The following is a 22,965-nucleotide window of genomic DNA, read 5'->3' on the forward strand; positions in this document are numbered from 1 at the left end:
ACCCTAAACCTTAAACCCTAAACCCTTTCTATACCTTTCTTCAGCGCCCAGGCATATCCGTAATGCACATTATCATGACCGATAGTCGTAATCAGCACTTCTTCAATGCTTTTCATTTCCACACCATAAGTTGATGTTGAAAAAGGCGTGATGTTCGCAAATACACCATTTGCATAATCTTCTTTTATCTTTTCAATGCTATCAAGTGCTAAAGCTTTTAATTCTGCAACTCCTTCAGCTGTTACAGTAGAAGTCGGACGAGTATCTTTTTTATAAAACTCATTGAATTTTACCGAGCTGGCATCAGCCAAAATCCCTGTACGGACATAACAAAGCGTTTGCGTACTCACTACCACATGCCCGAAATTCCAGATGATATTGTTGTTGTAACCTTCGGGAATTTTATTCAACTGCTCAATCGTTAAGCCATCCATCAACTGAATAAAAGCTTTACGGGAGTTAATTATAAAATCAAATATTTCGTTCATTTTTTCTATTGTTTTAGGTCTTAAGTTATACGTTTTACGTCCTGAACTTATAACTTACCACTTATAACGTAGTACTTATTTACATGGTAAAAATCTTCTCGCCTTTATCTAAAAACTCATTCTCAACAAGTTCTTCTCCAGGTTCAAAAGCTTCAAATTCTTTTAATTTTTCGTGGAAACCAGCACTGTCTTTAATAATCGCAACCCTGGCTGAACGCACAAACTCAATCAGTTCATAAGGTTCTAAAGCTTTCACTAAAGCATCAGTTTCTTCTCTGTGGCCAGTTACTGCAAAAACGGTATAATCTTTACGGATTACCACCGCACTCGCACCATATTGTCTAAGTAATCTTTCTACAGTTACTTTCTCTGCAATTTCATCCGTAGATACTTTGTATAAAGCCAGTTCCTGCCAGATGATTTCTTCGTTGGTGTTGAAATAAACTTTCAAAACCTCAATTTGCTTCTCAATCTGACGAGCTAATTTTCTAACCACTTCATAGCTCTCCGTAATCACAATATTGAAACGGTGTATGCCATCAATTTCGGATGGAGAAGTATTCAAACTTTCAATATTGATTTTTCTCTTCGAGAAGATAATCGCAATCCTGTTTAATAAACCGATACGATTTTCAGCATAAACCGTGATGGTATATTCCTGCTTTCCTTCTATATCAGCTTTGTCTATTTTATGTTCTATCGTGTTTTCAGTACTCATGATAATTTCTTTTGGCAATGATTTTCGCTTTAGTCTTTCTGCTTTACTCTTTTCAGCTTATTTCAACCTAATCTCGCTTACGCTCATTCCTTGTGGAACCATTGGGAAGACGTTATTTTCTCTTCCAACCATTACTTCCAGTAAATACGAACCTTCGTGATTAATCATCGTTTCCAAAGCGGTTCTCAAGTTAGCACGCTCATCAACTTTATCAGCTTCGATGTAGTAAGCCTTAGCTAGTGCTACAAAATCAGGACTTGTAATGTTTACCGATGAATAACGTTTATCATTAAACAGCTCTTGCCATTGGCGAACCATCCCTAAGAAACGGTTGTTCAAAATCAGGATTTTAACAGCTGCACCAAATTGCATAATAGTACCCAGTTCTTGTGGAGTCATTTGGAAACCACCATCGCCAATAATAGCAATTACAGTTTTGTTTGGCGCACCATATTTCGCACCAATTGCAGCAGGTAAACCAAAACCCATTGTGCCTAAACCACCTGAAGTAATGTTACTTCGTGTATTATTAAATTTAGCGTAACGGCATGCTACCATTTGGTGCTGACCAACATCGGTTACAATCACTGCATCGCCGCCACAAATTTCATTGATGTTGCGTAATACTTCGCCCATCGTTATTTCATCGCCTTTTGGGTAAAGTTCAGGTGTGATGACCTGGTCGATTTCCTGCTGATTGTAATCTTTGAATTTAGCAACCCAATCTTCATGTTTATTTTCGTTAACCAGATTGGTTAATAGGGGTAAGGTTTCTTTACAATCGCCCCAAACACCCACATCAGCTTTAACATTTTTATCAATTTCAGCTGGGTCGATGTCGAAATGAATCACTTTAGCCTGTTTTGCATATTTATCTAAACGACCAGTCACTCGGTCATCGAAACGCATTCCGATGGCGATTAATACGTCACATTCGTTAGTTAAAACATTTGGTCCGTAATTACCATGCATCCCTAACATACCAACATTTAGAGGATGCGAAGTTGGAATTGCACCTTCGCCCATAATTGTCCATGCAGCTGGAATACCACTTTTCTCAATGAATGCTTTAAATTCTTCTTCGGCGGTCCCTAAAACAACTCCTTGTCCGAATAATACGAATGGCTTCTTCGCCGCATTAATTAAAGCTGCTGCCTGTTCAATATACTCAACCCTAACTTTTGGTTTCGGACGGTATGAGCGGATATGATTACACTTCACATATTCAGGAAATTCCTCAATCTGTATTTGTGCATTTTTAGTAATGTCAATTAAAACTGGTCCTGGTCTTCCGCTTTTAGCAATGTAAAAAGCTTTAGCTAAAACTTCAGGTATTTCTTTCGCATCTGTAACCTGATAATTCCATTTGGTAACAGGTGTGGTAATGTTAATTACATCCGTTTCCTGAAAAGCATCGGTGCCTAATAGATGAGCGAAAACCTGACCTGTAATACACACTAAAGGCGTACTGTCGATTTGAGCATCTGCCAAACCTGTAACCAAGTTGGTTGCGCCAGGTCCGCTTGTTGCGAAACAAACACCCACTTTACCACTAGCTCTTGCAAAGCCCTGAGCAGCATGGATACCACCTTGCTCATGGCGAACCAATATGTGCTGTAATTTATCAGTGTAATCGTACAATGCATCGTAAATTGGCATAATTGCTCCTCCAGGATAACCGAAGATGGTGGTTACGCCTTCTTCAATCAATCCATTCAACAAAACCTGCGAGCCTGTTCCCTGGAAAGTTTTTGAGGTTTCTGCCTTCACCTCGGTTTGTTGTATTGTATCTTGTGCAGTTTCCATAATTATGTTTTTGCGGTTCTATTATTCTTTAATCTCGATGTCACAGATGTGACTTCAAGTCATCATCTCACGTTGTGATGATTGGTGTCTTAATTATATGGGGTCACAATTTGTGACCGGTTTAAATTTGACCTTTTTCTCCCCCCTCCAGGGAGTTAGGAGGTTAATATTCATCAGTTACGCAACCACTTGCTGCATCTGATACTGTTTTAGCATATTTATATAAAACACCTTTTGTCACTTTCAATGCTGGTTGAACATATTTTTTTCTTCGCTCTGCGATAACATCTTCGCTCACCTGTAAACTAATGATGTTATTTACAGCGTCGATTAAAATTGGATCATTGTCCTCAACCAGACCAATTAAACCTCCTTTGTAAGATTCGGGAGTAATGTGACCTACCACAAAACCATGAGTACCTCCAGAGAAACGGCCATCGGTAATCAAAGCAACGGATTTACCCAAACCCGCACCAATAATTGCAGAAGTAGGTTTTAGCATTTCAGGCATACCTGGAGCTCCAACTGGACCTGAGTTTTTAATTACGATTACATCCCCAGGCTGAACACGACCACTAGAAATACCCGCAATTAAATCATGCTCGCCATCAAATACACGTGCTGGACCTTCAAATTTTTCTCCTTCCTTACCAGAAATCTTTGCAACAGAACCTTTTTCTGCTAAGTTTCCGTAAAGGATTTGTAAGTGACCTGTTGGTTTGATCGGTTCGCTTAATTTTTGAATGATTTTCTGGTCATAATCCATAATCGATTTCACATCAGCCAAGTTTTCAGCCATTGTTTTTCCAGTTACGGTTAGGCAATCGCCATGCAATAAACCTTCGTTTAATAAAAACTTCAACACCGCAGGAATCCCACCATATTGGTGTAAATCTTGCATTAAGTATTTTCCACTTGGTTTAAAATCGGCCAATACTGGTGTGATGTCACTCATCTTTTGGAAATCATCTTGCGTAATTTCAACACCAATCGCTTTGCCCATTGCAATGAAATGCAATACCGCATTTGTACTTCCACCTAATATAATGATTGAACGAATTGCATTCTCGAATGCTTTTCTCGTCATGATATCAGATGGTTTAATATCATTTTCTAATAAAACTTTGATGTATTTTCCAGCATCCAAACACTCTTGTTTTTTCTCAGGACTAACTGCTGGATTTGATGAAGAATAAGGCAAACTCATTCCTAAAGCCTCAATTGCCGATGCCATTGTGTTTGCGGTGTACATACCACCACAAGCGCCTGCACCAGGACAAGTATGTTTAATAATGCCTTGATAATCTTCTTCTGATAAATTACCACATATTTTTTGACCTAAAGCCTCAAAAGCCGAAACAATATTTAGCTCTTCGCCTTTGTAATGACCAGGGGCAATTGTGCCACCATAAATCATAATCGATGGACGGTCTAAACGAGCCATTGCCATAATCGCACCTGGCATGTTTTTATCACAACCTGGAATCGAGATAATTCCATCATAATATTGTCCACCACAAATGGTTTCGATACTGTCTGCAATTACATCACGACTTACTAAGGAGTAACGCATGCCGTCAGTTCCATTGCTCATCCCATCACTTACGCCAATGGTGTTGAAAACTAAGCCCACTAAATCATTTTTCCAAACGCCAGCTTTAACATCTTTTGCAAGGTCGTTAAGGTGCATGTTGCAGGTGTTGCCATCGTAACCCATACTCGCAATACCGACTTGCGCTTTTGCCATATCTGCATCGGTTAATCCGATTCCGTAAAGCATTGCTTGCGCAGCAGGTTGTGTTGGGTCTTGTGTAAATGTTTTACTGTACTTGTTTAATTCGCTCATTGTTAAAATATGTTGTGGTTCTGTAAGTTATTCTGTTTCGAGGTAAAAACCCTCATTATTTTTTTACTGCGATTAAAATCCCAGTTGCCCAAACTTGTTTGATTAAGTGCAAATCTTCTCGAGATTCTAAATCCGCTATCAACTTAATGGCTTTCTCCTCATGTCCTTCAGGCCAATTCGGTTGAGGTAACATATCATCGATTATGTAAAATCCACCTTTATTTAGCATTCTTATTGCTTCTTCTAAAAGCAAATATTTTCCATGCCATGTATCAGCAAAAATGTAATCGAATTTTTTTTCTTTATTGTTTTCAAACCAATCACCACCATCTGATGAGACTAGTTCTAAACGTTTATCATCTTCCAAAAATGTTTTGGCAATGTTTAAAAATTTATCTTCATTATCTATCGAAATCAAAGTTGAACATTCATCGATCCCATCCAAAATCCAAGAAGTTGATAAGCCTGTGCCAGTCCCTAACTCTAGAAAACGCCCAGCAGGTTTCGATGCTGCAAGCGTTTTTAACAAGGCACAGGTCAACACATCTGAAGCCATCTCAAATCCTGATGCTTTAGTTGCATCATTAATTTGCTGGTAAGCTTTTGGGAATGGTTGATTGATATCCTGATTCATAATGTTGTTGGTTAGATTATCACTTCGTAGTTTACTTTTTCAAGTACCAGGTTTTTGTAAGCACGTTGAATGGTGTAACCAATTGACTCTCTCCAAAGAGTACGGAAAACAATATCATCTATGGAAGCAATCCCCGCAATTTCGGTAGCCGTGCCGCATAAGAAAGCACTGTCTGCTTGTTTCAAATCTTCAACTGTCAATTTTTTCTCGATGCATTCGATATCTAGAACAGTACAAAGTTCTTTAACGGTGGCTCTGGTAATTCCGGGCAAAATATTTCCTAAAGATGGCGTGAAAAGTTTGCCATCTTTTTCTAAGAAGATGTTTGCTCCCGAAGCTTCGGCCACAAAACCGTGCATATCTAAAAGCAATGCCTCATCGTAACCTTTAATGTTGGCTGCGGTAGTTGCTAAGATGGAGTTCACGTAGTTTCCGCTCAATTTCGCTTCCATTGGAGTCGATTTAGGATTCGGTCTTTCGTAATCAGAAATGGTTAATTTTAAAAGTTTATTACCTGAATAAGCATCCCAATCCCAAGCACAAATTAAAATCGAAACGCCGCTAGGTTCATTCAATTTCATATTTGGGTGGCAAAAAACCAACGGACGGATATAAGCATCCTTCAGTTTATTTAAAGTAAGTAACTTATAAGTTTCCTTAATCAGTTCCTGCTTATCCCATGGAAAAGGAATGTTTGCCAGTTGACAAGAACGTTCTAAGCGATCGAAATGGGCAGCAGCTTTAAAAATGCGATTGCCATTATGCGTTTTGTAAGCTCTAATACCCTCGAACGCTGCATAGCCATAATGTAACGACTGTCCGTAAAGATCAGTACTGCTATCAACAGCCTTTTCAAACTTTCCATCAAGGTAAATAATCGTATTAGAATTATAGTATTTCATAATACCGTGTTTTGTTATTTAAAAAAAGCGTCCTGTTTGTATCAGGACGCTTTAGGTATATTTAGTTTTTTAAATCTATTTAAAAGCAGTCCGTTTTCTTCCCTAAAATATTTAGGAGAAGCAGGTTAAGTAAAATGACAGATAATAACACAATGTTTCCAGCTGCAATTGCAGTAGAGTTATTTAAAAATGTGTTATTTGATGTGATCATTACTATTGCTTTGTTTATAAAACCAATTTAGTTTTTGGTTCATAAATATGCAAGAGAAATCAGAAAAAAATGAAATAAGAATATAATTTTGATTTTTTATATTAAATCAGAACAATATTCTTATTCTGTTTAAGATTAGTGATTTAATCTCGACGACCGTAGACTGAATATCAAAACGGTATACGGTCTATTTGTTATGCTTGCATTATAAATTTTCTAATTTTCTGCCTAAAATTGCTTTTAGTGCTTAAATATTTAAAAAAATACTACCAAAAATGAAATCTGTTCAGTTGAGTTTTTACTTGTTGATATCTGAATTTTCACAGTGCATCATCTTCATCCCATAAAGCCATCGATCTGGAATATTTAAAAGACTTCCTTCGGATTCTAAGCCAGGCAACATTTTCGAAAGTGCATTTTCTTTTCTTAATGTTTTTTGAAGTTTGTTGATTGTCCTTGCTTTAAGTTGTTGGTATAGTTAAATAAAAGTGGGTTTACTTATCAAAAGGAATATAGAACCCACTGTTTGAATACCACTGTAGTTTTTTATAATAAGTTAGGTTAACATCGCCTTGATAAGGAATGTAGCATGTAAGTCCAGAAAATGTTTTTATCGGTGTGCCTAAAAAGTTTGCAGTAGCAGCTTTATATAAAATGGTTTTATCTAATTGAGCATAAATACTCGTCAAGTCATTATTTGCAAAATTATGATTTAAGAAGTCTCCAAAATCATAATTAGCCACGGGGAAATTAGTAGTGAAATCTAACCGTTGAATATTATCGCTAATAAATTTATTACCATAAAGTTTTGTTTTAAGCATAATTGCTTTCATTTCCGTAGCTAATTGCACAAGTTCGCTTGCTTTGACTAGCACAACCGTAGCAGATTGTCTATCGTCTGTATAAGCATTATAATAATCGTAATATGCTTTTGCTACATCTTTTAATTGAGCTGAACCTTGAAATAAGTAGGGCGTAATTTTTTGATAGGGAAAACTTTCTGCAATGGTTTCGGCGGGGGATGCGATAATGTATTTCGCTTTATCTTTAAATTCATACAAAACTTCTACGCCACCCATTGAGCAGGCATCGAAGATGATAAATTCAAGATTATTTGGTAAAGCGTTTTTTAAATCTATAATATCGATCTCTTTTCCAGTATCTCGCCCAAATGATTTTGTTTTAATTATTGCTGATGTTGGGGGAGCCCATGAAGTGGCATGCGACCAGAGTATAAGTCCGTAAGTTTCTGCAGGATACTCTGTTTGAGCATACTTAACTACGTCTTTTAAAAATTCAGGGTCTGAATTACTACTATTCTCGAAAGTTTTAACGGTGTCGCTAACAATTTTGTTTTCATCAGGATCATATTTAATCTTTAATAGATAAGAACGAACGCTACTGGTTTTAATGTACACCAATAATGTGCCATTAATGTTTGCAGCACCTTTTTCCATTTGGTTGATGCTGTTTAAAGCATCGTAACGTAAATCGTTATTTGCCTCCATATAAACCAACACCATCTTCGACACTTTTATCTTTTCAGGCGTTACATCGATATTTTTCTTACAGGAAGACTGAAGAGAAATTATACCAATAATAAAGAGTGATTTTAAAAAAAAATGTTTTAAAGATTTCATGACTGTTTTTTAGCAGAGCAAAAGTACTTAAATTCTATGCCGACTAAAACGAACGACTCTAAAGTGAAGATTCATGATGCATTGAAATTTTTAGGTTTAAAGAAATGCGAGAGCTATAAACTTAAGATTTCAAAATAATTTTTGGAGGTAACCTAAGTCATTAAATACAACTGATATAACTTTAACTTTAGTTTATCTGATTGTTATACAGTTGTTTAAATATAATTTTTATCTGCCTCTTGCTATTTATTTAAGCTTTTAGCTTTAAGAAATGTGCCTATTATGGCTACAAAAAGTTATGTTAACAAACCATTATTATTTATTTTTTTTAGCACCGAAGCTTAACGTAAGCTTCTTTTTCGCTTAACTCAAAGCGTACTGTATTGGCCTTTCTTTGCAGTAACATTTAACTAATCATTTTCTAACGGGGCGCCAATAGTGCTCATTAATGTATAATAAATCAGACGTAATCTCAATCATTCCTTAAAGTTTTAGGCGCTTTCAGCCTCAAATAAAAAACACAAAAACAAATAAATTTTTAACATAACGAACAAAAATGAAAATCAAAAATTTACAATTTGGCTCTATTGCTATGCTCATGCTTTTAGGTACTGCCTGCCGAAAAGACAATGCTCCAGAAGTTGTTAATGAAAATCGTACTGCAGTACAGTTTTCATCTTCAATTAACGGACAAATTAAAACAAAAGCAGCAGATAACAGCTGGAGTGCAAATGATGCAATCGGCGTATTTATGAAAACTGGTACAGGTTTAACCAATGTTTTATCTGCAAATAAAGTTTATTTAACGCTTGGCGATGGCGAATTTAAACCATCAAATTTAGAGCAGACCATTTATTATCCTGAAGATGGAAAAGCAGTAGATTTTATCGCTTATTATCCATTCGATCAAAATCTTTCTGGTAACATTTATTCAGTAAATGTTAGTGCACAAGGTAACCAACCTGCAATCGATTTACTGTATGCAAATAATGCAGTGGGTTTAAGCAAAACCAGTACGAATGCTAATCTTGTTTTCTCTCACCAATTATCCAAAGTAGAATTTACTGTTAAAAATGGTACTGGTGTTGCAGATTTAAATGGCTTATCAGTAAGTATAACTGGTTTAAAAACTAATGCCAATTTCGATTTGGCAACAGGAACAATTACTCCTCAAAGCCAAACAGCAACTATTTTAGCTAAAACTGGTGTTCGAAATGCAGCCACTGTTGCTGAGGCAATTTTAATTCCAACTACTGACGAGGTAGGAACAAAAGTGATATTTACATTAGGTGCTAAAACTTTTACCTGGGCTTTACCGGCTGGTACCAAATTCGAAAAAGGTAAAAAATATAGCTACGAAATTGAATTGAAAGGCGAAGGCACAAGCCCTGTAGGAACTGCTGCATTTATTAAAGCAAGCATTATAAACTGGAATGATGTTCCTTCTGGTTCATACAATCTTGATCAGGAAACCGTTGTTGTAACTCCTCCAACTTTGTCTGGTTATATGGAAACTCCTGCAATTACAACTGATGAGAACACCGTTTACGTTTCACACGGTTTTCCTGGAAAAACAGGTGTAAGAAATTACGCAATGTTATACGATAAAAAATATAAAATGGCTTATTGGGTAGCTTATCCTTTACATGCATCTTATATTGGAAGCTCTGGCCGTTCTGATGCATGGGCATTTGATCCTTCAATTGCCTCAAGCGATCAGGTTGATTTGGGTAGTTCTTTTGGTAATGGTTACGATCGCGGTCACCAAATTCCTAGTGGCGATCGTACAGCTTCTAGAGATTTAAATGCAACTACTTTCTATTATTCTAACATGACTGCTCAAGTTTCTTCCATGAACCAAGGCATTTGGAACAATTTAGAACAACAAGTTAGAACCTGGACTGCACAAAGTGATACACTTTATGTAGTTACTGGTGCCGCAATTAAAACAGCAACTGATCAAAACATTACTTATGCTAAAGGTTCTGCTATTCCTAAATATTACTATAAGGCGTTAGCAATGAAAAAAGGGAGTACATATTATACAATAGGGTTTAGAATCAATAATCAGGTTATCCCTTCGGGTAACAACTACAATACTTACCGTGTAAGTGTAAGTGATTTAGAAAAAGAAACAGGTTATACTTTCTTCCCTAAACTTTCTGCTGAGGTTAAAGCAACCGTTGATAACACGATCTGGAAATAAACAAACATAATAATACTTTAAAACGAACATGAGAAATCAAAACATTTTATTCGCGACAGCAATTACGCTGTTTGTAATGAGCAGTTCTTGTAAGAAAGATAACGCTCCAGTTGTAACTAACCCTAATGCAACGGCGGTTAAATTTTCTTCAAGCATTGATGGCCAAATTAAAACTAAAGCATTAAATGATGCCTGGGAAAGCAGTGATGCAATTGGTGTATTCATGAAAACTGGTACAGGTTTAACTTCTGTTATTTCTGCAAACAAAAATTACAATACAACAGGTGATGGCGAATTTAAACCATCAGCAGCTGATCAAACCTTATACTATCCAGAAGATGGTAAAACAGTAGATTTCATTGCTTACTATCCATTTAAGCAAAGTCTTCCTAGTAACAATATTTATGCTGTTGATGTAAATAATCAAACCAGCCAAAGTGCAATAGATTTGTTATATGCAAACAATGCAACAGGCTTAAGCAAAACCAGTACAAATGCAAACCTTGTATTTTCTCATAAACTTTCGAAAATAGAGTTTACCGTTAAAAATGGTACTGGTGTATCTGATTTGAATGGCTTAAGTACAGCCATTGCAGGTTTAAACACTAAAGCTGATTTCGATTTAGCTACAGGAATTTTAGCTAATCAAACTCAGGCTGTTGAAGTTGTCGCTAAAACTGGTCTTAGAGGTTCTGCTGTAGTTTCTGAAGTTATTGTATTACCAGTTGAAGATGCTTCTGGAAAACAAATTACTTTTAGCTTGCCAGCTGGAAAATTCAAACTGACTTTACCAGCTAATACTAAATTTGAGCAAGGTAAAAAATATAGCTACGAAATTGAATTGAAAAATGGCGGTACAGCTACTCCTGTTGCTGTTGCAATTTCTGCTACTATTACCAACTGGAATAACGTTCCTTCAGGTTCTTATACTGTTGATCAGGATGTGGTTGTGGTAACTCCACCAGTTGGCGAAGATAAAGTGCTTTATACAGAAGGTTTTGGTACGGGAACAATTGGTACAACAAAACCAAAAATTACAACTTATACTAACTACGATAACAAAACTTTCACATTTGCTGATAGCTACGGAAATGCAGATTTAAGAACTATTTCTACTTATGGCGACGGAACAAATGCACATGTTTGGTTACCTGCAGCTAAAGATGCTTCAGTGGTAATTTCTGGAGTTACTGTTAGTGGGTATTCGAAATTAAAAATTAAATATGATGCAGCAGCAAATATTCAAGGTTCAAGTTCAACTGGTAATTTGAATGTGATCAAAGTTAAAGTTAACGGCGTAGAATATGCGGTAACCAGTCAACCAATTGTAGGTGCTGATACAAATAAATTTTACACGTTAGAAGTTGTAGGTGATGTTCCTGCACTTGCAAATAACACAGTCGAATTTTTTGGTCCAGCTGCTACAAACACTTTAGGTTTACGTTTAGATAACGTTATAATTACAGGTACAAACAAATAAGAAGACTTATTAATAATATGAATAGCTTGTTTTGCTTCGGCGAAACAAGCTATTTTGTTATAAAGAATATTAAACCAAATTACTTTCAAGGTTCGGAAAAACTTGCCTTAGGGGAATTGTTTTTCAATAGAAATGAGAAATTCTTTGATCACAAAAAAAGCCTTTCCAAATTAATTGAAAAGGCTTTTTAAATGAGTTAAGTTATGTTATGCAATGCCTTCTGCCAAAACTACAATCTTATTATGAATAGCTTCAACTACGCCACCTTTAATAAAGAAACGTTGTTCTTCATCTTTGCCTGCTTTTATAATAACTTCTCCATCTTCTAAAGTTGAGATGATTGCCGCATGGTCTCTCAAAATTTGAAAAGAACCTAAAGTTCCAGGAACTGTAACTGCGGTTACTTCACCTTCGAAAACTTTTTTATCTGGAGTTAATATTTCTAAATTCATTTTTTTTGATTTGAGTATCAAGTAGCTAGTATCAAGTATCAAGATTTTATTGTTGGTCTTGATACCTGATACTCAAATTTCGATACTAGTTCGCTTCTGCTAATAATTTTTTACCTTTTTCAATAGCGTCTTCCATGCTACCAACCAAGTTAAATGCAGCTTCAGGATATTCATCAACTTCACCATCCATAATCATATTGAAACCTTTGATGGTATCTTTAATGTCAACCAATACACCTTTTAAGCCTGTAAATTGCTCAGCTACGTGGAAAGGTTGAGATAAGAAACGTTGAACACGACGAGCTCTAGATACTACTAATTTATCTTCTTCAGATAATTCGTCCATACCTAAGATCGCGATGATATCTTGTAATTCTTTATAACGTTGTAAAGTTTCTTTAACACGTTGTGCAGTGTTATAGTGCTCATCACCTAAAACGGCAGGAGAAAGGATACGTGAGGTAGAATCCAATGGATCTACCGCTGGGTAAATACCTAACTCAGCAATTTTACGAGAAAGTACCGTAGTTGCATCTAAGTGGGCGAAAGTTGTAGCTGGCGCAGGGTCAGTTAAATCATCCGCAGGTACATATACAGCCTGTACAGATGTAATTGAGCCACGTTTAGTTGAAGTAATACGCTCTTGCATTAAACCCATTTCAGTTGCCAATGTTGGTTGGTAACCTACCGCAGATGGCATACGACCTAATAAAGCCGATACCTCAGAACCTGCCTGAGTAAAACGGAAGATGTTATCAACGAAGAAAAGGATATCTTTTCCAGCGCCTTCGCCATCACCATCACGGAAATATTCTGCAACTGTTAATCCTGATAATGCTACACGAGCACGTGCACCAGGAGGCTCGTTCATTTGACCGAAAACCAATGTTGCTTTAGATTCTTTTAATTTTTCAGTATCAACTGCGTTCAAATCCCATCCACCTTTTTCCATTGAGTGTAAGAATTCATCACCATAGTTAATTACGCCTGATTCGATAAACTCACGAAGTAAATCGTTACCCTCACGAGTACGCTCACCAACACCTGCGAATACTGATAAACCAGCATAAGCTTTAGCGATATTATTTACCAACTCCATGATTAATACAGTTTTACCTACACCAGCACCACCGAACAAACCGATTTTACCACCTTTTGCATAAGGCTCTAATAAATCGATAACCTTTATACCAGTAAAAAGTACTTCAGTTTCTGTTGATAAATCTTCGAACTTAGGAGGAGTAGCGTGAATCGGACGACCGTCAGCTTTATCTACTGCAGTGATTCCGTCAATTGCGTCACCTACTACGTTAAATAAACGACCTTTAATTTGGTCGCCAACTGGCATTTTAATCGCTGAACCAGTATCAAGTACCTTCATTCCACGAACTAAACCATCAGTAGAATCCATAGAGATTGCACGTACGCGGTCTTCGCCTAAATGCTGTTGAACTTCTAAAACAATTTTTTGTCCATTTTCTTTTGTTATCTCTAACGCATCGAAAATTTTAGGTAGATGGGCATCATCAGCAAAGCTAACGTCAACCACTGGGCCGATAATTTGTGCTATTTTTCCTAAGTTAGGCATATCTGTTGTGAGTAAATTTATTACAGTCAATGAATTAAAGCTGTTTGTAAGGGCTCCAATTCGGTTGGCAAAGTTAAGTTATTCTTGCTATATTTTAAATATATATTATAAAATTTTTAAACAAGGTTTTTATAGATAATTTAGAGGCATAAAATCATCAAATGAAAACCATTTTAGTAACTGGCAGTAACGGCCTTTTAGGCCAAAAATTAACTGAAAAAGTTTTAGCCGAAGGACGGGTAAAACTCATTGCAACTTCAAAGGGTGCTAATCGTTATCCTATTGCAAACGGATATGAATACGCCGAAATGGATATTTTGAATAACGGGCTGGTTAAGCAAGTTATCGAAAAGTATCAGCCCGATGCGATTATACATACCGCCGCAATGACTAATGTAGATACTGGCGAGGCTGATAAAGAACTTTGCCATCAATTAAATGTAGATGCAACTCAAAACTTAATATCGCTTTGCGAAAAAAATAATATTCGCTTTATACATTTAAGTACCGATTTTATATTTGATGGAGCAGATGGTCCATACAAAGAAGAAGATGCGCCAAATCCTTTGAGTTATTACGGAGAAACTAAACTATTAGCTGAATTAGCTGTTAAAGAATCGACAGCAAATTGGGCCATTTTGCGCACTATTTTAGTTTACGGTATTACTAATGATATGAGTCGTAGTAATATTGTGCTTTGGGCGAAAGGTGCATTAGAAAAGGGGCAGGCTATAAATGTAGTAAACGATCAATGGAGAATGCCGACCTTGGCCGAAGATTTAGCAGAGGCCTGCTTGTTAGCAGTAGAAAAAAATGCGCAAGGTATTTATCACGTTTCGGGGAAAGATTACATGAGCATTGCAGATTTAGTGAGAAAAGTTGCCGATTATTGGTCGCTCGATAAATCGATAATTTCTGAAATAAGTTCTGAGAGTTTAAATCAATCGGCTAAGCGACCAATTAAAACTGGTTTTGTATTAGATAAAACAATAAAAGATTTAGATTATAAACCACACAGTTTTGAAGAAGGACTGAAAATTGTGGATGAGCAGATGAAAAAAGTAGCAAGTGTTTAGTAGCAAGATTGGGAGACAGTAATTAGAAAACGAAAAACGTAACGGCCGATTTGTGAAGCCACAGCTGCAGTAAACCTTCAATAATAAAATATTTACAACAATTTAATAATAAAAAATATGTCATTACAAGTTGGCGATCAAGCCCCAGATTTTAAATTATACAGTTCTGATTTAGCGGAAGTTTCTTTATCAGCTTTTAAAGGTAAAAAGGTTATTATTCATTTTTTTCCGATGGCTTTTACGGGTACTTGTACTGAGCAATTGTGTACAATGAGAGATAACTTTAGTTTTTACGAAGGTATTAATGCGCAAGTATTAGGTATTTCAGTTGATTCTCCTTTTTCTTTAGCAAAGTTTAAAGAAGTACAGAATTACCAATTTCCATTATTATCCGATTTTAACAAAAATGTATCAGAAGAATATGGTGCTTTGTACAACGAATTTGTATTCGGATTGAAAGGTGTTTCTAAAAGAGCAGCATTTGTTATTGATGAAGAAGGAAAAATCGCTTATGCTGAGGTTTTGGAAGATGCACACGACTTGCCTGATTTTAAGGCGATTGATGAAGCCTTAAAAGGTTAAGTTTAAACTTGCAATATATAATTTTGATTTTTTTTAAAATTTAATTGGAAATTAAAATATCAAATTATACCTTTGCAGTCCGTTAACAATACGGAAACGCATTTGTAGCTCAATTGGATAGAGCATCTCACTACGGATGAGAAGGTTTGGGGTTCGAATCCCTACAAGTGCACGAAAAAGAAAGCCTTTGAGAAATCTGAGGCTTTTTTTGTTGTATCGCGTTCCATTCAAAATGTCGGATTATTAATAATTAGAGCCTGTGATTCGTCTATTGTAAACAATGACTTGTTTGTACAGCAAAAGTTAATCGAATTTTGTCCGCCGGAGTTTTAAAAACTCGAATTTGTTTTAAAGTATAAAGCAGGAAATTTTTTATTCCTTTTTCGGCATTCAATTCTGCGACTTTTTTTGCGGCACTCAATTACCTAATTAAACATTTTCTTATTGCGGATTAATTTTATAGCAGCAAAGCCAACACCATCAGTCTCATTTCCTGTTATTAGTTCAAGCGTTTTGAATTTGTTCGCTCACGCAACGAATTAATTTTTTCGTGCCTAGGATACAGAGCCCATCTGATTCTTTATTAATCTTGATAGTATGCGAAAAAACACCATTCTTGGATCTTTAGACTGGAGAGTGGGGAAAATTGTCGGGCTGAACTGTATATTAAGCAATTTTGCTAATGGATGCTGCATCATGCTCATTACGCAAGGAGAGCACTTTGGCTGCATCGACGATGTTCATTCTCAAATCTTCGCTAGCTTTTCTTACTTCTCTTGATGTCCATATCATATGCTAATATAGATATCAATAGGCAAATGATTTACATTTCCGAATTTTTTCGATCAATGAGCATGCTTCTGTCAAAAAATGGTTTAATTTTTTTATCGAATTAATTCTTGTGGGCAGTGACTTTTTACTGAACAATAAACCAGGGAAATTGTTATCTTAACCATATGCAGATTGAAACGGAAATCCTTGTAATCGGTGGCGGACTGGCCGGCTTGACCGCGGCGCTGCATTTACAGCAATCTGGATTTCACGTCACGCTAATCGAGAAAAAACCTTATCCACATCATAAAGTTTGCGGGGAGTATGTTTCCAATGAAGTACTGCCATATTTAAGCTGGCTTGGCATTTCTTTTGAAAGCCTGAAGCCGGCTTTGATAACCAGCTTACAGTTTAGTTCTGTTTCCGGATCTTTCCTGAATGCGAGTTTGCCGCTCGGCGGATTTGGGCTAAGCAGGTATGTGATGGATGATTTCCTCTACCAAGAACTCTTAAAAAGAGGTGTGTCGGTGCTTTTCGATACAGTTAATCAGGTACTATACAAGAATGATCTTTTCTATGTGGAGACTAATGCAAATAAGCAATTCGTTGCCAGCCATGTTTTAGGAGCCTTTGGCAAAAGATCCTCACTTGATAAAACGCTTGGACGGGATTTTATGCAGAGTAAATCTCCTTACCTTGCTGTAAAGGCGCACTATGAGGGAGAGTTTCCGTCTAACCTGGTTGCCCTGCATAATTTCAGTGGAGGATATTGCGGGATTTCAAAAGTTGAAGATAACAAACTTAATATATGTTATCTCGCGAATTTTAACCGTTTCAAGCATTTTAAGAATATCGAAAGCTATCAGCAGGAAGTGCTATATAAAAATAAGTTTCTTAAAACTATTTTAGAGGATTCAAGAATGATTTTTGAAACGCCGCTAACTATAAGTCAGATTTGCTTTGAGTCAAAGGAACCTGTTTTTGATCATATTCTCATGATAGGTGATACTGCAGCTTTAATTCATCCGCTTTGTGGAAACGGCATGGCAATGGCCATACACAGTGCTAAAATTGCATCTGAACTTCTGATTAGATTTTCCCAAAGTAAAGGACTTTCCAGAAAGGTGATGGAAAAGGAATATACAAAGCAGTGGAAAGGTCTTTTTCAAAGAAGACTCTTCGCGGGAAAAATCTTGTCCGCTGTTTTCAGTAATCCCACTATACAGAAATTAGCCCTGGGTACTTTAACTAAAATGCCTGGTCTGCTTTCAAGAACGATCAAAATGACGCATGGAAAACCACTATCAATTTCTCAATAAATGCCAATAGATACAAAATTTAGAAGCACAGCTGCAGAAATCATGGATGACTTCGCAATGGAGGGAGATATCTTAACGGATGCCTTGGATAAAATCGCGGCAATAAACAAACTCCTTGGGGGAAACAAAGTGACTTTGGAAGGCGTTAGAATGTTGATGCCGAAAAATAATGCTGCTAAGCTAAGCATTACTGACGTAGGTTGTGGTAACGGAGCAATGCTTAGAATGCTCGCGGATTATGCCCGTAAAAATCATTTGAACTTTGAGTTGAAAGGAATAGATGCTAATAAATGCACCATCGCACATGCCGTGCGCTGTTCTTTGAACTATCCGGAAATACAATATCAGTGCAGTGATATTTTTGATCAAAGCAAAGAAACTGAGCGATGCGATATCATGCTCTTCACCCTCACCCTGCATCATTTTTCCGACGGCCAGATAACTAATCTTTTCAACAACCTTATCAAGGGGGTTTTCGTAGGTATAGTTGTCAATGATCTGGAAAGAAGTGGTCTTGCATACCGTCTTTTTACCGCGTTGAGCTATGTGTTCAAGCTTAATAATATGTCAAGGGAAGATGGTCTAGTGTCAATTCTTCGTGGATTTAAGAAGGCAGATCTAAAGCGCTACGAAAAAGCCTTAGACATTACTTCAAGTTATATAGGCTGGAGATGGGCTTTCAGGTATTTATGGGTTATTAAAACAAGATGAGCGTAAAAATTAAAACAATAAGCAAAGCTTTACCTGAGTTCTCCAGAACAACTTCTGAAATTCTGCCATTTTTGGATATTTGGTTAGCTGGACAGGACGACCGATTTATCAGAAAGGTTAAAAAGATATTTGAAGGTGCTGCAGTGGACAAGAGGTATTCAATTATGTCACCCGAAGAAGTATTTTCCGACTTGACTTTTGAAAAGCGAAATGATATATATGTTCGGGCGGCAATTAAGCTCGGCATACAATGTCTTTCTTCTGCTCTGGAAAAGGCAGACTGGAAACCAGTCGATTTAGATTTTATCATTACCGTAAGTTGTACGGGGATTATGATTCCCTCATTGGATGCGTATCTAATCAATGCCCTTGGCTTAAGGCAAGATATTGTTAGGCTTCCAGTTACTGAAATGGGCTGCGCAGCAGGTGTGTCTGGGATGATTTATGCTAAAAATTTTTTAAAGGCAAATCCTGGAAAAAGAGCAGCTGTTATTGCTGTTGAATCCCCGACAGCAACATTTCAGCTAAATGACTTTTCCATGGCCAATATCGTCAGTGCGGCAATTTTTGGAGATGGGGCTGCATGTGTGCTGCTAAGCTCTCATGAATCTGATCAGGGGCCAGAGATCCTTGCAGAGGAAATGTATCATTTTTACCACGCAGAAGATATGATGGGTTTTAAGATTACCGATACCGGACTTCAGATGGTGCTTGATGTGGGGGTACCCGAAACCATCGCGGAGCATTTTCCAGAAATAATTCATCCTTTTTTACTAAAAAACGGGTTGGAAATTTCGAATATAGACCATCTTATTTTTCATCCCGGAGGAAGAAAAATCATCCAGGTGGTAGAAGCACTATTTGGTCAGTTAGGCAAAAATATAGATCATACCAAAGAGGTGTTGAGACAATATGGTAATATGAGTAGTGCTACGGTACTTTACGTTTTGCAGCGTCATATGGAAACGAATCCCGCCTCTGGTGAAACGGGTTTGATGCTCAGCTTCGGTCCAGGCTTTTCTGCCCAAAGAATACTTTTGAAGTGGTAATATGACTAAAGCAGAAATTCTAAGCAAACTTCCTTACGGGAAGGACTTTTTATTTGTCGGGGAATTGTTATATGTCGATGAAGATGGCGCAAAAGGTACCTATACTTTTGATAAAGAGCTTTCCTTTTATAAGTCACACTTCAAGGATTTTCCGATTACTCCGGCAGTCATACTTACAGAAACCATGGCGCAGATTGGTGTGGTGTGTTTAGGGATCTTCCTGGTTGGAGAAACCTTGATGGAAAAAGGTTTTGGACTCGCGATGACCTCCAGTGAAATTGATTTTTTGAGACCTGTCTATCCTGGAGAACAAGTTTTTGTTACAAGTGAGAAGATTTATTTCAGGTTTAACAAACTATCCTGCAAAGTGGTTATGAAAAATTCAGCAGGGGAAACAGTTTGTAAAGGTATAATATCGGGTATGTTAACAACGAATGCAAATGACTGAAAATAGGGTTGTAATTACTGGCTTGGGTGTATGTGCACCAAATGGAACAACTGTTGAGGAATTTCTTCATGCCATAAAAAATGGGCTATCTGGAATAAGCCATCAGCCCGAACTTGAAAGACTGGGTTTTTCTTGTCAGATAGCAGGCAAACCTACTCTTGATGAAGCGCGGATAGCTCAATATTTTACCCCTCTTGAAATAAGAAGCTTAGCGAGTTCTGGAATTGTTTATGGAGTTATTGCAGGACTTGACGCTTGGCGGAATGCAGGCCTTGAAATATCCGCCGCGGCTGATCCTGACTGGGATAGTGGAACTTTTTTTGGAACTGGAACTTCTGGGATTGATAAGCTCAGATGGGCAATTAACAAAATAGATGAACTTGATATAAGAAAGCTAGGTAGCAGTGTTGTAGCGCAAACAATGGCCAGTGGTGTGAGTGCTTTCATCAGTGGTAAGCTTGGATTAGGCAACCAGGTTAGCACAAATTCTGCAGCCTGTGCAACAGGCACAGAAAGTATCTTGATGGCTTACGATCACATTAAATCTGGAAAAGCGAGGAGAATGCTTGCAGGAAGTACAAGTGATAGTGGACCATACATTTGGGGGGGATTTGATGCGATGAAGGTTTGTACCTTCAAACACAATAATTCACCTGAAAGTGGTAGCAGGCCAATGAGCGCCACTGCAAGTGGGTTTGTTCCTGGCAGCGGGGCAGGTGCAATCGTATTGGAATCTCTCGAAAGTGCGCAGTCCAGGAATGCCAGTATTTATGCTGAGGTAATCGGTGGTCATATCAACTCGGGTGGTCAGCGTGGCGGGGGGACAATGACCGCTCCTAACCCAGGGGCTGTTCAGCGTTGTATCGTAAAAGCGATTGAGAATGCCAGAATTAATCCTGAGGATATCGATGTTATTAACGGGCATTTGACTGCAACAAGCAAAGACGCACTAGAAATTGAAAACTGGAAGCATGCACTTGGCTCCTCCAAAGAAAATTTTCCATATATAAATTCGTTAAAAGGAATGATTGGTCATTGTATTAGCGCTTCAGGGAGCATCGAATGCGTTGCATCCGTGCTGCAGTTATACGAAGAATTTATCTTCCCAAACATAAACTGCGAGGATTTGAATTTGGAAATTTCCTCACTGATAGATGAGCGTAGGGTTCCTCGCCAACTTTTGAAAAGAAGTTTTAATATTTTGGCCAAAGCGAGTTTTGGTTTTGGAGATGTGAATGCCTGTTTAATTTTAAAAAAATACCGCAATGGATAAAAAAGAAATAATTGCTGAACTTAGGGAAATTGTTTCCCTTTATAGCGAAAACCAGGATTCATTGGAAAACATAAATGAACACACTGATTTCATTACGGACTTGAAAATAAATTCAGCTAATCTTGTGGATATCGTACTTGATATCGAAGAAAAGTTTAATATCTCAATCGACAATGATTCGATGGCGAGAATGCTAAATATTAAAGCTACAGTTGAGGTCATTGAAACTAAACTTGCTGAAAATGCTGGGTAATGATGTTATAGATCTAAGACTTGCCAAAACGCAAAGCAACTGGAAACGGTCAAACTATTTGTCTAAGGTTTTTTCTTTAAATGAGCAGGATATAATTTATAATTCAGACAATGCGGACCTGATGGTATGGCTGATGTGGAGCATGAAAGAGGCAGTCTATAAGATTGTAAACCGGCGAACGGGAATTCGTGTTTATGATCCAAAGGCATTCATTTGCGGATTCGATCTGAATGGTTCGAAGGCAAAGGGTTCTGTCGACTATTTTGGTGAAAAATTTTTAACAAGAAGCGAGGTTGCTCAAAACTACGTTCATACGCTGAGTTTTAAGACTTATGCCAGCTATGAAAAGTGCAGGATAATTCACGCAAAAAACTGTACCGACTACTTAACTCTTTTTAACCGCGATCATAACGATTTATTTCTGCAAACAGATGAATCGGGACTGCCTGAAATCTTTAGGAAACAGGCGATGACACATCATATCACGACAATAAGCCATCATGGAAACTTTCTATTTATTGCTTATCTATTATAGTGATCAATTTTGGACCAGCTTAAATGGGATAAATTGCAAATTTTGTATTCCTATTTGATGCTATCGTTGGTTAGAAATTCGGGTGGCCGGTTTTGCACGGAATCACATAATTATTTTTTCGATACTTCGTCAATTCAATTGAAGATTCTAATTTCATAGTACCTCTTAGGTTTTAATATCACACAACTTCCAGCCAAGAACAATATTCATGCTCGAACTATAAGTTGGATTAAGCTTGTATTCGAAATGTGATGTGATTAAAATTCGAAAAGAGAGGGAAAAAAGGTATAAAACAAAAAGCCATCATTTCTGATGGCTTTAGTTTCGATTTTTTTTGAAGTACTCGGGGCGGGAATCGAACCCGCACGCCTTTGAAAGCACAGGATTTTAAGTCCTGCGTGTCTACCAGTTCCACCACCCGAGCATTAGCCTGTTCCGAAATCCTTCGGTAGGTTAATTTTTAATAAATGCTTTCTGGTAGGAAAACATTTAGAGCGAAAGACGAGATTCGAACTCGCGACCCCGACCTTGGCAAGGTCGTGCTCTACCAACTGAGCTACTTTCGCAAATTAATACATTGCTGTATTCCTTTGGGGTTGCAAATATAGGGATATAATTTTCAGTACCAAAAATAATTGAAAATAATTTTCAATATTAATATAGATATCGCGAATGCTAAAAGTCAAACTAATATTTGTACCTGCTTTCGGATTATTTTAGTGTACTTGAAAGTTGATATCAATCGCATCATTAAATAATTTTTATCAGACAAATAATTAAATGTTTTGGGAAACGACTTGCATACGAATAGAATATTTGGTTAAGTGTAAACAAGACCTAAGATTCTTTGCAAAAGCATTTAGAATGCTTTTAAAATGGGTTTATTTTCAAATAAATTCTCAATTATAAATAGCATCTAAATTAATAATTATATATTTGCAGCCTTGAAAGCAACGCTTTAATTTAATATTAGGCGT

General features: G+C 37.1%; 21 protein-coding genes and 3 tRNA genes. 12 read left to right on the forward strand and 12 right to left on the reverse strand.

All coding sequences use genetic code 11. The annotated features are described in order from the left end of the window. Window positions 1-17 precede the first annotated feature (17 nt). From ABD692_RS06370 to ABD692_RS06400, 7 genes are all read right to left on the reverse strand, one after another. On the reverse strand, window positions 18-488 hold the full coding sequence (locus ABD692_RS06370) for a DinB family protein (RefSeq protein ID WP_344765894.1): 471 nt from the start codon (window positions 486-488) through the stop codon (window positions 18-20). 79 nt (window positions 489-567) lie between these two features. Further along, a complete protein-coding gene (gene ilvN / locus ABD692_RS06375; protein ID WP_316763511.1) occupies window positions 568-1,206 on the reverse strand; it encodes an acetolactate synthase small subunit in 639 nt (212 codons plus the stop codon). A 57-nt stretch (window positions 1,207-1,263) separates the two neighbouring features. After that, window positions 1,264-3,012 (reverse strand): biosynthetic-type acetolactate synthase large subunit, encoded by a 1,749-nt coding sequence (gene ilvB, locus ABD692_RS06380; RefSeq protein ID WP_344765895.1) that lies wholly within the window; start codon window positions 3,010-3,012, stop codon window positions 1,264-1,266. A gap of 163 nt (window positions 3,013-3,175) precedes the next feature. Continuing rightward, a complete protein-coding gene (ilvD, locus tag ABD692_RS06385; protein ID WP_344765896.1) occupies window positions 3,176-4,858 on the reverse strand; it encodes a dihydroxy-acid dehydratase in 1,683 nt (560 codons plus the stop codon). A 55-nt stretch (window positions 4,859-4,913) separates the two neighbouring features. Continuing rightward, the gene (locus tag ABD692_RS06390; protein ID WP_316763504.1) at window positions 4,914-5,492 is read right to left on the reverse strand and encodes an O-methyltransferase; all 579 of its coding nucleotides are present in this window, start codon (window positions 5,490-5,492) and stop codon (window positions 4,914-4,916) included. 11 nt (window positions 5,493-5,503) lie between these two features. Beyond that, a complete protein-coding gene (gene ilvE / locus ABD692_RS06395; protein WP_316763500.1) occupies window positions 5,504-6,394 on the reverse strand; it encodes a branched-chain-amino-acid transaminase in 891 nt (296 codons plus the stop codon). Between the two features lie 705 nt (window positions 6,395-7,099). Continuing rightward, on the reverse strand, window positions 7,100-8,245 hold the full coding sequence (locus ABD692_RS06400) for a clostripain-related cysteine peptidase (protein ID WP_344765897.1): 1,146 nt from the start codon (window positions 8,243-8,245) through the stop codon (window positions 7,100-7,102). Window positions 8,246-8,801: 556 nt separating this feature from the next. Here ABD692_RS06400 and ABD692_RS06405 point away from each other — a divergent pair. Next, window positions 8,802-10,451, forward strand: coding sequence for a fimbrillin family protein (locus tag ABD692_RS06405; protein ID WP_344765898.1), 1,650 nt, complete (start codon window positions 8,802-8,804; stop codon window positions 10,449-10,451). 28 nt (window positions 10,452-10,479) lie between these two features. Beyond that, entirely contained in the window at window positions 10,480-11,931 is a 1,452-nt protein-coding gene (locus ABD692_RS06410; RefSeq protein WP_344765899.1) for a fimbrillin family protein, read from the forward strand. A gap of 206 nt (window positions 11,932-12,137) precedes the next feature. On the opposite strand, the gene atpC is transcribed toward ABD692_RS06410, so the two are convergent. Further along, window positions 12,138-12,383, reverse strand: a complete 246-nt coding sequence (gene atpC, locus ABD692_RS06415; protein ID WP_010601039.1) for an ATP synthase F1 subunit epsilon — start codon at window positions 12,381-12,383, stop codon at window positions 12,138-12,140. 85 nt (window positions 12,384-12,468) lie between these two features. Continuing rightward, window positions 12,469-13,971, reverse strand: coding sequence for a F0F1 ATP synthase subunit beta (atpD, locus tag ABD692_RS06420; RefSeq protein ID WP_344765900.1), 1,503 nt, complete (start codon window positions 13,969-13,971; stop codon window positions 12,469-12,471). A 161-nt stretch (window positions 13,972-14,132) separates the two neighbouring features. On the opposite strand from atpD, the gene ABD692_RS06425 reads away from it, so the two are divergent. From ABD692_RS06425 to ABD692_RS06435, 3 genes are all read left to right on the forward strand, one after another. Beyond that, a complete protein-coding gene (locus ABD692_RS06425) occupies window positions 14,133-15,047 on the forward strand; it encodes an SDR family oxidoreductase (protein WP_344765901.1) in 915 nt (304 codons plus the stop codon). Window positions 15,048-15,164: 117 nt separating this feature from the next. Continuing rightward, the gene (locus ABD692_RS06430) at window positions 15,165-15,629 is read left to right on the forward strand and encodes a redoxin domain-containing protein (RefSeq protein ID WP_316763484.1); all 465 of its coding nucleotides are present in this window, start codon (window positions 15,165-15,167) and stop codon (window positions 15,627-15,629) included. A gap of 98 nt (window positions 15,630-15,727) precedes the next feature. After that, window positions 15,728-15,801: transfer RNA gene (locus ABD692_RS06435), tRNA-Arg, on the forward strand. A 494-nt stretch (window positions 15,802-16,295) separates the two neighbouring features. Here the strand turns inward: ABD692_RS06435 and ABD692_RS06440 are convergent. Continuing rightward, window positions 16,296-16,421 carry a hypothetical protein gene (locus tag ABD692_RS06440; RefSeq protein WP_316763482.1) on the reverse strand — a complete coding sequence of 42 codons (126 nt, stop codon included), beginning with the start codon at window positions 16,419-16,421 and terminating at the stop codon, window positions 16,296-16,298. Between the two features lie 164 nt (window positions 16,422-16,585). On the opposite strand from ABD692_RS06440, the gene ABD692_RS06445 reads away from it, so the two are divergent. The 7 genes from ABD692_RS06445 to ABD692_RS06475 are packed head-to-tail and all read left to right on the forward strand — an operon-like array spanning window position 16,586 to window position 21,988. Further along, the gene (locus ABD692_RS06445) at window positions 16,586-17,719 is read left to right on the forward strand and encodes an NAD(P)/FAD-dependent oxidoreductase (RefSeq protein WP_344765902.1); all 1,134 of its coding nucleotides are present in this window, start codon (window positions 16,586-16,588) and stop codon (window positions 17,717-17,719) included. Then, complete coding sequence (locus tag ABD692_RS06450) at window positions 17,720-18,430, forward strand: methyltransferase domain-containing protein (RefSeq protein ID WP_344765903.1); 711 nt, start codon at window positions 17,720-17,722, stop codon at window positions 18,428-18,430. After that, entirely contained in the window at window positions 18,427-19,479 is a 1,053-nt protein-coding gene (locus ABD692_RS06455; protein ID WP_344765904.1) for a type III polyketide synthase, read from the forward strand. The genes ABD692_RS06450 and ABD692_RS06455 overlap by 4 nt, the downstream gene beginning before the upstream one ends. A gap of 1 nt (window position 19,480) precedes the next feature. Then, on the forward strand, window positions 19,481-19,927 hold the full coding sequence (locus ABD692_RS06460; protein WP_316763471.1) for a 3-hydroxyacyl-ACP dehydratase FabZ family protein: 447 nt from the start codon (window positions 19,481-19,483) through the stop codon (window positions 19,925-19,927). Continuing rightward, entirely contained in the window at window positions 19,920-21,200 is a 1,281-nt protein-coding gene (locus tag ABD692_RS06465; protein ID WP_344765905.1) for a beta-ketoacyl-[acyl-carrier-protein] synthase family protein, read from the forward strand. The genes ABD692_RS06460 and ABD692_RS06465 overlap by 8 nt, the downstream gene beginning before the upstream one ends. After that, complete coding sequence (locus ABD692_RS06470) at window positions 21,193-21,453, forward strand: acyl carrier protein (RefSeq protein WP_344765906.1); 261 nt, start codon at window positions 21,193-21,195, stop codon at window positions 21,451-21,453. Before ABD692_RS06465 ends, ABD692_RS06470 begins: the two co-directional genes overlap by 8 nt. Then, entirely contained in the window at window positions 21,443-21,988 is a 546-nt protein-coding gene (locus tag ABD692_RS06475) for a 4'-phosphopantetheinyl transferase family protein (protein WP_344765907.1), read from the forward strand. Before ABD692_RS06470 ends, ABD692_RS06475 begins: the two co-directional genes overlap by 11 nt. Before the next feature lie 340 nt (window positions 21,989-22,328). Here ABD692_RS06475 and ABD692_RS06480 read toward each other — a convergent pair. After that, window positions 22,329-22,412, reverse strand: a tRNA-Leu gene (locus ABD692_RS06480). Window positions 22,413-22,481: 69 nt separating this feature from the next. Further along, window positions 22,482-22,554, reverse strand: a tRNA-Gly gene (locus ABD692_RS06485). Between the last annotated feature and the right edge of the window lie 411 nt (window positions 22,555-22,965).

The organism is Pedobacter ginsengiterrae (assembly GCF_039537385.1).
Taxonomy (GTDB): domain Bacteria; phylum Bacteroidota; class Bacteroidia; order Sphingobacteriales; family Sphingobacteriaceae; genus Pedobacter; species Pedobacter ginsengiterrae.